At 71.4% G+C, this 13,509-nt stretch carries 12 protein-coding genes and 1 pseudogene; 3 read left to right on the top strand and 10 right to left on the bottom strand.

Going from position 1 to position 13,509, the window contains the following annotated elements:
* Nucleotides 1–16: 16 nt before the first annotated feature.
* From ACIRRU_RS19070 to ACIRRU_RS19030, 9 genes are all read right to left on the bottom strand, one after another.
* The gene (locus ACIRRU_RS19070) at nucleotides 17–808 is read right to left on the bottom strand and encodes an alpha/beta hydrolase (RefSeq protein WP_403681815.1); all 792 of its coding nucleotides are present in this window, start codon (nucleotides 806–808) and stop codon (nucleotides 17–19) included.
* 45 nt (nucleotides 809–853) lie between these two features.
* The gene (locus ACIRRU_RS19065) at nucleotides 854–2,179 is read right to left on the bottom strand and encodes an NtaA/DmoA family FMN-dependent monooxygenase (protein ID WP_403681813.1); all 1,326 of its coding nucleotides are present in this window, start codon (nucleotides 2,177–2,179) and stop codon (nucleotides 854–856) included.
* Between the two features lie 35 nt (nucleotides 2,180–2,214).
* Nucleotides 2,215–3,084 carry an ABC transporter ATP-binding protein gene (locus tag ACIRRU_RS19060; RefSeq protein WP_403681810.1) on the bottom strand — a complete coding sequence of 290 codons (870 nt, stop codon included), beginning with the start codon at nucleotides 3,082–3,084 and terminating at the stop codon, nucleotides 2,215–2,217.
* Complete coding sequence (locus ACIRRU_RS19055) at nucleotides 3,081–3,980, bottom strand: ABC transporter ATP-binding protein (RefSeq protein WP_403681808.1); 900 nt, start codon at nucleotides 3,978–3,980, stop codon at nucleotides 3,081–3,083. The genes ACIRRU_RS19060 and ACIRRU_RS19055 overlap by 4 nt, the downstream gene beginning before the upstream one ends.
* On the bottom strand, nucleotides 3,977–4,867 hold the full coding sequence (locus tag ACIRRU_RS19050; protein WP_403681806.1) for an ABC transporter permease: 891 nt from the start codon (nucleotides 4,865–4,867) through the stop codon (nucleotides 3,977–3,979). The genes ACIRRU_RS19055 and ACIRRU_RS19050 overlap by 4 nt, the downstream gene beginning before the upstream one ends.
* Before the next feature lie 2 nt (nucleotides 4,868–4,869).
* Complete coding sequence (locus tag ACIRRU_RS19045) at nucleotides 4,870–5,898, bottom strand: ABC transporter permease (protein WP_403681804.1); 1,029 nt, start codon at nucleotides 5,896–5,898, stop codon at nucleotides 4,870–4,872.
* A 66-nt stretch (nucleotides 5,899–5,964) separates the two neighbouring features.
* Entirely contained in the window at nucleotides 5,965–7,539 is a 1,575-nt protein-coding gene (locus tag ACIRRU_RS19040) for an ABC transporter substrate-binding protein (RefSeq protein WP_403681801.1), read from the bottom strand.
* 480 nt (nucleotides 7,540–8,019) lie between these two features.
* A complete protein-coding gene (locus ACIRRU_RS19035; protein ID WP_403681798.1) occupies nucleotides 8,020–8,961 on the bottom strand; it encodes a DsbA family protein in 942 nt (313 codons plus the stop codon).
* Nucleotides 8,958–9,398 (bottom strand): Rrf2 family transcriptional regulator, encoded by a 441-nt coding sequence (locus tag ACIRRU_RS19030; RefSeq protein ID WP_363203445.1) that lies wholly within the window; start codon nucleotides 9,396–9,398, stop codon nucleotides 8,958–8,960. The genes ACIRRU_RS19035 and ACIRRU_RS19030 overlap by 4 nt, the downstream gene beginning before the upstream one ends.
* 153 nt (nucleotides 9,399–9,551) lie before the next feature.
* Here ACIRRU_RS19030 and ACIRRU_RS19025 point away from each other — a divergent pair, with 153 nt between their 5' ends.
* On the top strand, nucleotides 9,552–10,037 hold the full coding sequence (locus ACIRRU_RS19025) for a cupin domain-containing protein (RefSeq protein ID WP_403681794.1): 486 nt from the start codon (nucleotides 9,552–9,554) through the stop codon (nucleotides 10,035–10,037).
* Nucleotides 10,038–10,972: 935 nt separating this feature from the next.
* Here ACIRRU_RS19025 and ACIRRU_RS19020 read toward each other — a convergent pair.
* Nucleotides 10,973–11,698: a nitroreductase gene (locus ACIRRU_RS19020; protein ID WP_403681792.1), complete on the bottom strand. Its 726-nt coding sequence runs from the start codon at nucleotides 11,696–11,698 to the stop codon at nucleotides 10,973–10,975.
* A gap of 101 nt (nucleotides 11,699–11,799) precedes the next feature.
* Here ACIRRU_RS19020 and ACIRRU_RS19015 point away from each other — a divergent pair, with 101 nt between their 5' ends.
* Both ACIRRU_RS19015 and ACIRRU_RS19010 read left to right on the top strand, forming a co-directional pair.
* Nucleotides 11,800–12,405 (top strand): TetR/AcrR family transcriptional regulator, encoded by a 606-nt coding sequence (locus ACIRRU_RS19015; protein ID WP_403681791.1) that lies wholly within the window; start codon nucleotides 11,800–11,802, stop codon nucleotides 12,403–12,405.
* A gap of 16 nt (nucleotides 12,406–12,421) precedes the next feature.
* Nucleotides 12,422–12,658: pseudogene (locus ACIRRU_RS19010) on the top strand (STAS domain-containing protein); the annotation flags it as partial.
* Between the last annotated feature and the right edge of the window lie 851 nt (nucleotides 12,659–13,509).

Raw genomic sequence — 13,509 nt, 5'->3', positions numbered from 1 at the left:
GGCGGAGACCGCCGTCTCACCAGGCGCTGGACTCCACGGTGACGAGTGGGACGAGGCCGCCTCGCAGGGCTTCGAGGAACGTGACGATCTCCGCGGCGACCGAACGGTGCTGGAGGTCGTTGAGGACGTCGTGACGGGCGCCGCGGACCACCGACAGACGGGCCCGGGGCAGCGAGGCGGCCGTGCGGACGAGGGCGTCGTGGTCCGCGAGCGGATCGGCGTCCCCGGTCAGGATCAGCGTCGGGATGTCCGTCCTGCCGTCGTGGAGGGCGGCCAGGAGCCCGTCGGGTACCGGGAGGCCGAGGACGCCGCGGCCGAAAGCGGCGTCACCGGTGAGGGCGGCCCGGTGGGCGGGACAGGACGTACGCCGGTCCAGCTCCTGCTCCCAGCTTTCCGCCGTGGGCATGGCCGTGCGGGAGGGATACCCGGCCAGGACGACGGCGTCCGGACGGACCCCGGCCTCCGCTGTCCGGGCGGCTCGCCCGAGCATCGCCGCCAGCGCCACGGCCCCGGTGTCGGCGCCGATCAGGACCACGGGGTGGACGACATCGCCGTCCGCCTCCGCCGTACCGGTGACGGCTCCGGCGATGCGGGCCCCGAGGCGGGTCAGCGTGGGCTCTGGGTCCTTGGGGCCGAGCGGGGCCGGGTCCACGACCCGTACCCGGTAGGCGTCGGCGGCGAGCCGCTTCCCGAAGCGGGTGTAGGTCTCCCGGGTCTCCCCCCGGCCGGGCACCACGACGACGGTGCCCCGGACGGCGGGGCCCCGAGGGACGTGGTGGTCGGTGTACGGACTGCTGTTCGCGGTCATCGAGGGCTCCTGGATCGGTGGCACGGGCCGTCAGCCGGCCGCGTGTTACCGGCCGCGGGTGTGGCGGTTGGCGGGAATCGGCAGACCGAGGTTGCCGCGCAGGGTGTCGGACTCGTACTCGGTGCGGAACAGGCCGCGCTTCTGGAGCAGCGGCACGACCCCGTCGACGAAGAGTCCGAGGTCGTCGTCGGTGCGGAAGGCGAGGTTGATGCCGTCGAGGGTGCCCGCCTCGAACCACTTCTCGATGGTGTCGGCCACGGTCCCGGGCGCGCCGACGAACGGGGACCGGCGGAACGCGTTGGCCTCACTCGCCACCTGGCGCAGGGTCAGTTTCTCTTCCCGGGCCCGCTCGAGGATTATCGCGGCCCCGGTGCGACCGCCCTTCTCGGCGAGGTGCGCGACGTCGGGGAAGGGGGCGTCCAGGTCGTGGACGCTGAAGTCGTACGCCCCGAACGAGCGGCCCAGCAGGGCGAGGTTGCGCTCGAAGTCGTCGTCCTCCTCGAAGATCTCCCGCTCGCGGCGCCGGGCCGCCTCGTCGGTGGGGGCGACGACCGGCCCGCCGTGGATGAAGACCTTGATGTGCTCGGGGTCGCGGCCGTGGGCTGCGGTGCGCTTCTTGATGTCCGCGTAGTACTCCCGCGCCTGCTCCAGGCTGCCGCCGGGGGCGTAGATGCCCTCGGCGACCCGGGCGGCGAGGTCGCGGCCCTCGGCGGACACCCCGGCCTGGAAGATGACCGGCTGGCCCTGCGCCGAGCGGGAGACGTTGAGCGGTCCGGCGACCTGGAAGTGCTCCCCCCGGTGGTCCAGGGCGTGCAGCCGCGCCGGGTCGAGGAAGACGTTCTGCTCCACGTCGGCGGGGAACGCGTCGTCCTCGTAGGAGTCCCACAGCCCCCGGGCGACCTGGACGAACTCCAGGGCACGGCCGTAGCGGGTGGCGTAGTCGAGGTGCTCGTCGAGTCCGAAGTTCTTCGAGGTGCCCGTGTCGAAGCTGGTGACCACGTTCCATCCGGCGCGCCCGCCGCTGATCAGGTCGAGCGAGGCGAACCGGCGGGCCAGGTTGAAGGGGGAGTTGTAGGTGGAGCTCGCGGTGCCGACGAGCCCGATGTGCCGGGTGTGGGTGGCGACGGCCGACAGAAGGGTCAGCGGCTCCAGACGGTTCAGGTAGTGCGCGGGGTAGGTGTGGTTGATGAACTGGCTGTCGACGACGAACAGGGCGTCGAAGAGGGCGTGTTCGGCCGCCTGGGCCTGCTGGATGTAGTAGTTGACGTCGATGCTGGCGTTCTTGGCGACGCGGGGATCCTTCCAGAGACCGTGCTGACCGGGGCCGCCGACGCCGTACGGGTGCAGGGCGAGGTGGATTCTGCGGGACATGGGGTTCCTCTCGGGGCGGAGCGGTACGGCGCGGGTCAGGCGTCCAGCAGCGCGCGGAGTGCCTCGCGCTCCTCGCGTCCGGCGGGCCTGCCGCGCAGGGTGGGGGCGGAGCCGATGAGCAGCCGGGTGTACGGGTGGCGAGGGCTGCGCACCACGTCGCGGGCGCTGCCGGTCTCGACGAGTTCGCCACGGTGGAGCACGGCGATGCGGTCGGCGGTCCCGGCCACGGATCCGAGGTCGTGGGAGATCAGCAGGAGTGCGACGCCGGACGCGCGCAGGTCCTTCAGGATCTCCAGAACCTGGACCCGGTTGGCGGAGTCGAGGGCGCTGACCGGTTCGTCGAGGATGACGAGCCGGGGCTCGGGGACCAGCGCGCGGGCCACGGCCACACGCTGGCGCTGGCCGCCGGAGAGCTCGCCGGGCAGCCGTCCGAGGAGGTCGGCGCAGAGGTGGACGCGGTCCAGGAAGGACCGGGCGCGCCGGGCGGCCTCCTGGCGGGGGACACCCCGCACGAGCAGGGGTTCGGTGAGGGAGTCCGCGATGGTCATGTCCGGGTCGAGGCTGCGCAGCGGGTCCTGGAAGACGTACTGGACGTCACCGCGCCGCCGCAGGTCGCGCCACTGGCGGGAGCTGAACGCGCTGACCTCCTGCCCTGCGATCCGGATGGCGCCGGAGGAGGCGGGGACGAGGCCGAGGACGGTCCGGGCCAGGGTGGATTTGCCGGAACCGGTCTCACCGATGACGCCGACGACCTCGCCGGGAGTGACGCTGAGCGTGACGTCGTGCAGGGCCCGCCGCCTCGCGCGGCCGCGTCCGTAGTGCACACCGAGTCCGCTGATTTCCAGTACCGGCCGCTGGGCCTCCGCGGTGACGGGGTCCTTGGCGCGTGGTGCGGAACGGGTCATGACTCCTCCCGCGGTCCGAGGAACTTGTCCAGGCCGTAGGAGTCGTGCTCGGCGACGAGCAGGCGGGTGTACTCGTGCCCCGGGTGGTGGAGAACCGCCCGGGTCGGCCCCTGCTCCACCACCTCTCCCTGGCGCAGTACCAGGACCTCGTCGCAGAGGTGGGCGACGACCGCGAGGTCGTGGGAGACGACGACAAGGGCCAGGCCGGTGCGGGCCCGCAGTTCGGCCAGCAGGTCGAGGACCTCGGCCTGGACCGTGACATCGAGGGCGGTGGTGGCTTCGTCGGCGACGAGGGCCCGGGGCTCCCCGGCCACGGCGGCGGCGATCAGCACGCGCTGGAGCATGCCGCCGGAGAGCTCGTAGGGGTACTGCCCGTAGACCAGCTCCGGGTCGCGCAGCCGTACCGCGCCAAGGAGCTCCACGGCGCGGCGGCGGGCCGCTCGCCGCTTCAGTCCCTGTTTGACGCGGACGACCTCGGCGATCTGCGCTCCGACCCTGATGGCTGGGTTCAGGTAGGAGGCGGGGTCCTGGAAGACGGCGCCGACGGTGGCGCCCCGCAGCTGCGTCCACCGACGGGGCGTCAGGGTCGCGATGTCACTGCCCGCGAGGTCGATGCGGCCGCCGGAGACCTCGAAGTGCGGGGGCAGGATGCCTAGGGCGGCACGGCAGGTGAGGGTCTTGCCGCTGCCGGACTCCCCGACGATGCCGACGGCCTTGCCCGGTGTCAGATCGAAGGTGACGCCGTGGACGATCTCCCGGTCGGTGACCCGGTCGGTGATGCGTACGTCGTGGAGGGCCAGGACGGGTTCGGTAGCCTCCGCACCGGGCGGGTCCGCAGCCGGCCGGCCGGGTTTCGGCGGGCGGGCGGTGAGAGTGGCGCGGGTCTGCGGAATCATCGGGAACCTCCGGCGGGAAGGGGGCCGGCCGCCGCGCGGCGGTTGGCGCGGGCCTTGCGGTCGTTGGCGAGCGCCCGGCCGGCCTCTCCGGAGACGTCGCGGATGGCGTCGGCGAGGAGGTTGCAGGCCCAGACGGTGATCATGATCAGCAGAGCGGGCGCCACCGGGGCCCAGGGCCGGTGGCTGAGGTAGCCGAGGTCGGAGGCGAGCAGTCCGCCCCAGGTCGGCTCGGGCGGCTGGACGCCGATACCGAGGAAGGTCAGGCTGGAGACGATCACGAAGCCGACCCCGATGGTCTGGGCGAGCGCGACGGCGATCGGCGGGAGCACCTTCGGCCCCACGTGACGCCGGACGATCCACCCGACGGAGGCGCCGGAGACGATCGCCGCCTCCACATAGGGGGAGCGGGCCACGGCGAGGGTGGCGGCGCGCGAGACCCGGTAGAAGAGCGGTGAGACCAGCACCCCGGTGACCAGCATCGCCTGGGTGATGCCGTTGCCGAGCAGGGCGATCACCGCGATGGCGAACAGCAGGAAGGGCAGGGCGACCAGGGTGTCGGCGAGACGGAGGGTGAACCACTCGAAGAAGCGGCCCAGGTAGACCGAGAGGGTGCCGGGGACCGCGCCGACGACGAGAGCCACCGATGCGACCTCCAGCGAGCCGAGGACGCTGATGCGGGAGCCGTCCAGCAGTCGGCTGAGGACGTCGCGCCCCAGGTAGTCCGTCCCCAGCCAGTGGCTGCCGGAGTAGGCGGCGAGCGCGTCGTCGCTGGTGGCCAGGGGGTCCTGCGGAGCGAGCCAGGGGCCCAGCAGCGCGAGGAGCGCGATCAGGGCCAGGATGACGACGGCGATCCGTCCGGATGTCAGGGTGAGCACGCGGCGCACCATGGTCACACCCCCCGCTGGGAGGCTGGCATGACGCGGGCCAGCACCAGGTTGATGATGAGGTTGAAGGAGACGACGAGGGCGATCGAGACCACCAGGACGCCCTGCACGGCGGGTACGTCCCCGGCTTGGGCGGAGTCGTTGGCGAAGCGGCCGAAGCCCTGGAGGCCGAAGATCCACTCGGTGACGACGGACGCGCCGACCAGGGCGGGGAATTTCTGTCCGAGCGTGGCGAGCGTCGGGCCGAGTCCGTTGCGCAGGACGTGTCCGAAGAAGACGCGGCGGGGACTCAGCCCGCGGACGACCGCACCGGTCACGTAGTTCTCCTGGTAGGCCCCGATGAGGCTGGAGCGCAGCTGGCGTGCGACGTCGGCGATGACGTCGAAGCTCAACGCGAGCGCGGGCAGGGTGATGTGGGCGAGCCAGGGGCCGACGCCCTGCTCCGCCGGGACGTAGCCGGCGGAGGGGAAGAGGCCGAACCCGACCGCGAGGACCGACACGAGCACGATGCCGACGACGAAGGCGGGCATCACCGAGATCACGGTGACGAACCCGGTGATCGTCCGGTCGACAGCCGTGGTGCGCCGGAGCGCCGCGAGCGTGCCGAGGGCGAATCCGACGACGACCCCGATGGCCAGGGCGAAGGTGGCGACCGACAGGCTCACCCCGAGGCCCAGGCCGATGAGGGTGGAGATGTCGGCGCCGTTGACCCAGCTGGTGCCCAGGTCGCCGCCGAGCACGCCGGAGAACCAGTCCCCGTACTGGGTGATGAAGGGCCTGTCGAGCCCCCACTGGGACTCGATCCGGGCGATGGCCTCGGGGGTGGCCTCTTCCCCCAGCTGGATACGCGCGGGGCTGAGCCCGCTCAGCGAGCGGAGAGCGAACGTCACGAACGTCGCGACGAGGAAGACGGGAACGAAGATGGCGGTCGACCGGGCGAGGACGGTCAGGAGGCGGCGTACGGCGTGCCGGGTCCTGGCCCGGGCGGCCCCGCGACGGCGGGCGGAGGCGGTCGGTGGTTCGGTCGTCGTCATGGGGGCTGCTCCCTCTCTGTGCGATGGGCGGATACGCGGACGTAGGCGAACGGTGCTGCGGGCGCGTCAGCTGGCGCCGGAGATCTTCACGCCGGTCCAGTCGATGTGCCCGGGGTTCCTCGGGAGCGCGGACACCGATGCCGTCCTGGCGAACAGGTTCGGCGAGGAGTAGGTGAAGACCAGCGCCTTGCTCCGGAGCCCGGTCCGGGTCGCGGCTCGCAGCGTCCGGGCGTAGGCGGGCGACTCCAGCGGAGTCCGGCGGACCTCGGCCACCGCCTCCTCGAAGCCGTCGGGCTCGTAGGGGGAGGAGAGGTTGAGCGGTCCGTCCGGACCGAAGTGCGCGGTGAGCGTCTGCACGGCCGAGTCGCGGCCGGTGGTCGCGTACAGCGAGAAGGCGAGGTCCTTGGCGAAGAACGGGGTGGCCCAGTTCTTGTCGATCTTGATGGTGACCTTGATGCCGATGGCGGCGAGCTGCGACTGGACGATCTCGGCCTGGGGGTCCTCGGCGGGGACGACGAGCGTCAGCTCGAGGTCACCGGGCTGGTGGCCGGCCTCGGCGAGAAGCTTGATCGCCTTCGCCGGATCGTAGGGGTAGGCGTCCTCGGACTCCGGGTCGTAGGCCACGTACCCCTTGGGGAAGGGCTGGTCGGTGGCCTCGCCGTGGCCGAAGGTCAGTTTCCGGACGAACTCCTCGCGGTTGACCGCGTGCCGGAGGGCATCGACGACCCGGTCGTCGTCGAAGGGCGCCTTGTTGATGTTGAGGCTGAGGTTGGCGGCGTTGAAGCCCGGCTGGACGAAGACGTCCAGGCCCGCCTTCTCCGCGGCGTCCGCCTGACTCGGTTCGATGTCGGCGAAGTTGTAGACGCCGGTTTGCAGGCCGGAGACCACGGTCGAGGCGTCGGGGGCGGAGACCAGCTCGACGTGGTCGATGTGGATGTTCTCCGCGTCCCAGTAGTCCGGGTTCTTCTTGAGGACGGCCTTGGTCCCCGGGATCAACTGCTCGGCGACGAACGGCCCCGCGCCGACCGGGTTCTGATCGAGGCGGGTCGGGTCGGCAGCCGCTTTGGGGCTGGCGATCTGGAGCACGCGCTGACCGAGCAACTGAGGTATCTGGTAGTCGACCTGAGTGAGGTTCAGGGTCGCTTCGAGCCCGTTCGCCTCCACCGAGCCGATCGAGGTGAGGTCACCGAAGAGCGCGGAGTTCTTCTGCTTCTGGGCGCGTTCGACGGCGGCCTTCACAGCGGCGCCGTCGACCGGTTCGCCGTCGCTGAACTTCTGCCCCGGACGCAGCGTGAAGGTGATGCGGTCGCCCTTGTCGTTGTACTTCCAGCTCTCGGCGAGGTCGGGCACGGGCTTGCCCTCCGCGTCCGTCCGGGTCAAGGAGGCGTAGACGAGGGAGAGTTGACGGAACTGGGCGCCGCTGCCGGAGACCACCGGGTCCCAGTGGGCGGGGAAGTAGGAGGAGGCCCACTTCAGCGTGGCGTTGCCCGAGGCCGAGGACGTGCCCCCACCGCACGCGGTGAGAGCGGGGACGAGGAGGGTGGCGACGGCGGTGCCGAGGGCCGTGGCCCGCAGGCCCCGGGCCCGTCGGGCGGGCCGGGCGCCGAGGCGCGGGCGGCGGTTCGTCGGATGTGCAGGCATCTCGGTGTTCTCTCTGTGATGGTCCCCGGCCCGGACAGGACGAAGGGTGGCGGGCCAGGAGTGCTTGCCACCCGTGCCGGTGCCGGTGCGAGGGCCCCCGGGCAGGGCCAGGGGAGACCTGATACGGCAGGGGTGCCGGTCCCCGGATCCGTCGGCTCGACGGAGGCATGGGGAATGCACGGATGCGGCGGGGAAGGCCGTGGAGGCGCGCGAGGGCAGAACGCGAAGAGAGCGGACTGTGCGCTCAGCGAGGCGAGGTCAGCGGTGACACCGCGACCGGTGGCCGGAAGGAACGCCTGCCGGCCGCCGGTGGCGGGCGGTCAGCGACAGAGGGCGCTGGAGGTGCGCCGCAGGTCCACATAGCGGCACATCACGCCGGGGTGCGTGGTGAGCATGCGGCACATCCTGGTGGCAGCCCGCACCGGATGTCAATGGACACCTTTTGATGTCTCATTCGGTGGAACGGTGCTGGACCGCAGCTCAGCGCGGTGTGGGGGTGTACGGAGTTGCGGCCGGGTGCTGCCGGGCCTCGTCGGGGTGCAGCCACAGCGGCCCCTGCGCGGTGTCCACACGCAGCGCGCCCGGCGGTGGCCAGGCGCCGTCCCCGAGCATCAGCCGCTCGGGCTCGGTCAGACTCCGGTAGCGCTCCAGCGCCCCCGCCGGGTCGAGCGGCGGGGCCGCGGGGAGGAGCCCCGGGGCAAGGGCGTCCACGACCGCGGCGTACGTCTCGAAGGGCCGCCACCCGGGCACCGCGCGATGAGCGGCCGGGGTGCGGAACAGCAGGGTCGGCAGGGCGTAGCGGAGGTCGCCGTCAGGGGTTTCCCTGGCGGCGCCCGGGTGCGGCGACTCCGCGCTGACGGTGAGCACCTCGGGGACCGGGTGACGCGCCTCCGCACGGTCGGCGAGCACCTGGTCCCGCACGCCGGGGGAGGCGGCGTCCCGGGTGAGCCGGTCGGCGTCCAGGCCGGGCACCCCGCGGACGCTCCGGAGTACGAGGAGTGGGGTGTCGGCCGGTTCGCCGAGGACGAAGACGCTCTCCCGCAGGCGGCGGAGCACACGGTCGGCCACCTCGGCCCCTTGGAGCTCCGCCGCTTTCGCCGCGAGCGACGCGGGCCAGGAACTGGCCGCGACCCGGCGCAGGACCTCGGCCCGGGGAGCCAGGGTGTGTGCGCCGATGCCGGTCACGAGCTGTGCGTACCAGGCGGTTTCGGCCGCCGGGTCGGGTGCCGGGTCCTCGCCCTCGTCGAAGAGGATGCCGTACACCCGCCGCCAGCGCACGTGCCCGGCGAGCGCGGAGCGCAGTCTGCGGAAGACCGGCTCGGAGCCCCAGGCCCAGGGGCAGAGCGGGTCGGTGTACTCCACGACCTCCAGCGGCCGCGAGGGCCCGCCGCCCGGGGCGGCGTCCCGGGCGGACGGCGTCATGCGGCTCCGGCTCCGGCTCCGGTGGGCTGTTCCCGTGCGGTCCCGGGGAGCAAAGCGGCCAGCGTCAGGCCGCCGAGGACGGTGGCCGCGCCCGCCTCGATCTGCCGCCACACGCCGGGCAGGGGAGCAGCGGGGCCCGGGTAGCCGAGGAGGTCGAGCGGCTCGCCTCGAAGGGAGAGGACGTCGCCGTCGATGACCCGCACCACGTCGAGGAGGGTCACCTCATCGGCGGGCCTGCCGAGCCAGTAGCCTCCCTCGCAGCCGCGCTGACTGCGGACGAGTCCGGCCCTGCGCAAATCGCCGACCACGGACTTCAGGAACCGGAAGGGGATCTCCTGGGCCGAGGCGATGGCTTCGCAGGTGAGCGGACGGCCTGGTTCACGGGCCAGCTCCAGCAGAGCCCGTGCGGCGTAGTCCGCCTTCGCGGAGATATGCATACGGCCATCATGCCCGACCCGCGTCCGGATGGACCCCGGTTCCGTCCTGCGTTCCCGGCTCCCTACCGGCGCGTGTGTACGGCACGTTGCCGCAGATGAAGCACAAAGGACACACCTTGACATCCTTTTTCGGATCCCTTTAGCGTCCCCGGCATGAGTGAGCCTCTGACCACCGCGGGCGAAGGTTTCCACCCGCACCTGCACCCGCCCGGGGAAGAGCGCACGGCCGCGCCTCTCCACACCCGTCTGCACCACATCCGCGCGGACGCGCTGGACGGGGACACGGCGCAGTCCGGTGGCATGCGCCGGTTCGCGGCGATCAGCGGACGGACCACCGGGTCCGAGAAGCTGTGGATGGGCCAGACGCACGTGGCGCCCTCGACGGCCTCCTCCGACCACCACCACGGCGAGTCCGAGACGGCCATCCATGTGGTCAGCGGGCACCCGGAGTTCGTCTTCCTCGACCACTCCGGCGCGGAGCCCGAGGAGGTGCGGCTGCGGACCGGGCCCGGCGACTACGTCTTCGTACCGCCGTTCGTGCCGCACCGCGAGGAGAACCCGGACCCGTCCGATGAGGCCGTGGTCGTCATCGCCCGCTCGACGCAGGAAGCGATCGTGGTCAATCTCCCGCATCTCTAGACACTGTCTTCAAATGATCATCGTTGGTGGATCATGGTGTCGTGATGCGCCGCCATGAAGTGTCTGATGCCGAGTGGCGGGTTCGTCCGGCCGTTGCTGCCTGTGTCGTCGAGGCGGCGGAAGCGGCTGGATGACCGATGGGTCTGAACGGGACCGTGCGGAAGGTCCGGACCGGGACGGCCTGGCGGAATGTGCCCGAACGTCATGGGCCGTAGGACCGGGCCTCGGACCTGTTCCGGCGTTGGCAGCGGGACGGAAGCTGAGCGAGGAATTTCACTCAGCTCCAGGCCGAGGTCGACGCGAGGGGCCTGATCACCTGGGACGTGAATGGCGACTCGACCGTCTGCCGTGTCCACCGGGGCGTTGAGAAGGAAGATTTCAGAAGGAGCCGCCCGGCGGCCTCTTCGTCCAGCCGGCCGCCCACGGCTTCGCGCGCTCCCGCGGCGGACCCACCAGCAGGATCCACCTCGCCGTCGAGCAGGCCAGAAGCCGCTGTCGGTGGTGATCGCGGCGGGGCAGCGGGGTGATCTCCCCCAATTCGAGCCGGTCCCGGAGGCCGTCCGGGTTCCCGGACTCGAGCTTGGTGGGCCGCGCAAGCGTCCGGACCGGGTCCGCGCCGACAAAGCGGCTCCCTCGGCAACCGCCGCTCCCTCCGTATACGCGGGATCGAGGCGACTGTCCCGGTCCCGGTGGGCCGGACCCGCAACCGGCTGAAAGCGGTCTGCACGGCGGGCGGCCCACCTGCGTTCACTCGACCATTCACTCGACAAAGGCGACTACGAGCAGCGGCACGCGGTCGAGTGCGGGAGCAACCGCCCCAAGCGCCACTGGGCCGTCGCCACCAGGTACGACGAACTCGCCGTCCGCTACGAAGCAGCCGTGCTGGTCGCATCCCTCAACGACTGGCTGCGACCAGCACTGTCGGGACCGGCTCTTCAGGTGCGGAACGTGGTGGTTGCCTCCAGGCCCGCCCGGCCGGTCGTGACCTGGTTCACCGGCGCGTTCTCGTCGGCGTAGCCGAAGGAGACACCCACGAGCAACTTCCCCTCGCCCACCCCGAGTTGATCGCGGACGGTATCGGCGTAGAAACTGAGCAGGCCCTGCGGGCAACTGGCCACGCCGTAGCCGGTCATGGCCAGGAGCAGCGTCTGCAGGTAAGCACCGACGTCGGCTGCCAGTCGTGGCCCGCCGTCGCCGGTGACGAACAGGAACGCGGCATGGGGCGCCCCGTAGAAGCCCAGACTTTCCGCGTCGTAGCTCGCGCGAGCAGAGTGGTCGTCCGGGCCGATGCCCAGGGCTCCGTACAGACTGGCACCGAAGGCGACCCGCCGTTCCTGGTGGACGGGGGCGTACATGCCCTCGGAATACGGGTAGTCGGCCGTCACGCGTCGCTCGGCGTGGGCCGTCCGCAGGGCGTCGGCCAGACGGTCTCGCCGTGCGCCCCCGACCACCTCGACCCGCCACGGCTGCGCGTTGGAATTGGACGGCGCGGTGCCGGCCAGGGAGAAGATGTCGCGCAGAGTGTGCTCGGGTACGGGGTCGGGGCGGAAGGCGCGGGTCGCGCGGCGCCCACGGATCAGTTGCTCGGCATACCGCGACGTTCGCGTCTCACCGGTGGGCTCCTCGCTTGTGCCTGTTCGGGTGATGGCCGGGCCGCTCATGGCACTCTCCTCAGGATCACTGAAGTAAACGCAATCGTTTACCTGAGATGCACCATAACCAACTACCTCCCTCGAAGTAAACGAGAACGTATACTTGCCCCATGACCACGACGGCGACGGCTTCTCGACGGCCGGGGCGCGGAGGGCGGGAGCGCATCCTTGCCGCCGCGGCCGGACTGTTCGCGGCCCAGGGGATCAACGCGACCGGCATGGAGCAGATCGCGGAGCGGGCGCCGGTCTCCAAGCGCACCCTCTACGCCCACTTCAGGACCAAGGACGAGCTGGTCCTCGCCCACCTCAAGGACCTCTCCTCGGCGGGACGCACCCTGGAGGGCGTACTGGCGCGCGAGGACATTCCTGCCAGGGAGCGAATCCTCGCCCTGTTCGATCCGCCCCCGACCGGCACGGATCCCGTGCGCGGATGCCCGTTCATCGACGCCGCCGCAGAGTTCCCCGACCCCCAGAACGCTGTCCACTCCTACGCCCGCGAACAGAAATTGCTGATGGCGCGGCTGGTGACCGACCTGGTAGTGGAACTCGGCTGCCCCGAGCCCGCCGTCCTCGCCGAGCAACTCGTGACCCTCGCGGACGGCGCCGCCAGCCGCGCCATGGTGCTCGACGAGTCGAACTACGGCCGACACGCAAGGACAGCGGCAGAGACCCTTCTGAGAAACGCGCTGTCGGCCCCGACCCTGGGACGAAGCTGACGAACGAGCACTCCCCGCCACCGTCGTCGACCTCACCGGGTGCACCTTCGGAGACAGTTCGTTCCTCCACGTCCTTCTCCTGGCCCGTGCCCGGCACCGCAGGGCGGGTCGCCGGCTCGTCCTGGCGGGCCCCCTTCAGCCCCAGATCCTGCTCCTCCTGGCTGTCTCGGGGACCGTGGAGGTGTTCGACATCGCCGACAGTGTCCACGAGGCTGTCGCCCGCCCGGACGAAGGACAAGCCTCCCGCACATGAGCGGGGGCCGGGTGGCGCAACATGCTGGCGCACGACCTTCATACGCTGGGCCTGGTGCGGTATGTCGCTCCCGGGGGCGTCCAACGGGATTCAGTGCGGGGCCGGTTCAGTGCCCCTGGAAGTCGAGGCCGGGGCACTCGCGGCCTTCGCGCAAGGCCGCGGCCGCCGAGGCCAGTGCGTCCTTGGCGTCCTGAGTGCCGAACAGCGGGATCGCCAGGTCGGACAACGCGCGGTCGGCCGCTGCCGTACCGCCGGTGGACCATGCGTGCTGGAGCGCCTTGTGCGCGGCGTAGGCGAGGGTGGGCCACTGGCGAGGGCTTCGGCTTCTGCGTGGAGCTGGTCAGCGGGGACGACGTGGTTGGTCACACCGGCCTCGCGCATGGTGGCGGCGGGTACCTGCTCGGAGGTCATGGCCTGGCCGGCCTGAACGACTTTGGTCGCGCCAACCGCCGCTCCCCTCGTCGTAGGTCGGTGGGCCAGTCATCCACCTGCGCGGCTGCCAACCGTTCAGCTCAGCTGGATGGGCGCCATCACGGTGGGCAGCGGCATGACGGGGCAACACGTACAGCCGGACGCGTTCGCCGGATCGCGGCCACGGACTTGCGAGAGCCGGCCCGCCACCGCCGTACCCCTGCATTGACGGAGAGCCCGACCCGCCGCTTTGTCTCATCAGGAGAGAAAGTTGCGGCCAACTGCGTCGAAGGGCTTTCTGGTCGGCGAAGAAGCCATTACCTTCCTGCTCTGTACCGAACGACATGACCTGAGCGCTCCTTCCTCCCCTTGGGGCGCCCAGGTCTCCGGCGCGTCGGCGCGCGCCTGTGCTCCAGACCTCATCCCTGTCACCACACGGA

The sequence above is a fragment of the Streptomyces sp. NPDC101181 genome, from assembly GCF_044767975.1.
Classification (GTDB): domain Bacteria; phylum Actinomycetota; class Actinomycetes; order Streptomycetales; family Streptomycetaceae; genus Streptomyces.
This window is presented reverse-complemented; position numbering and strand designations above follow the sequence as displayed.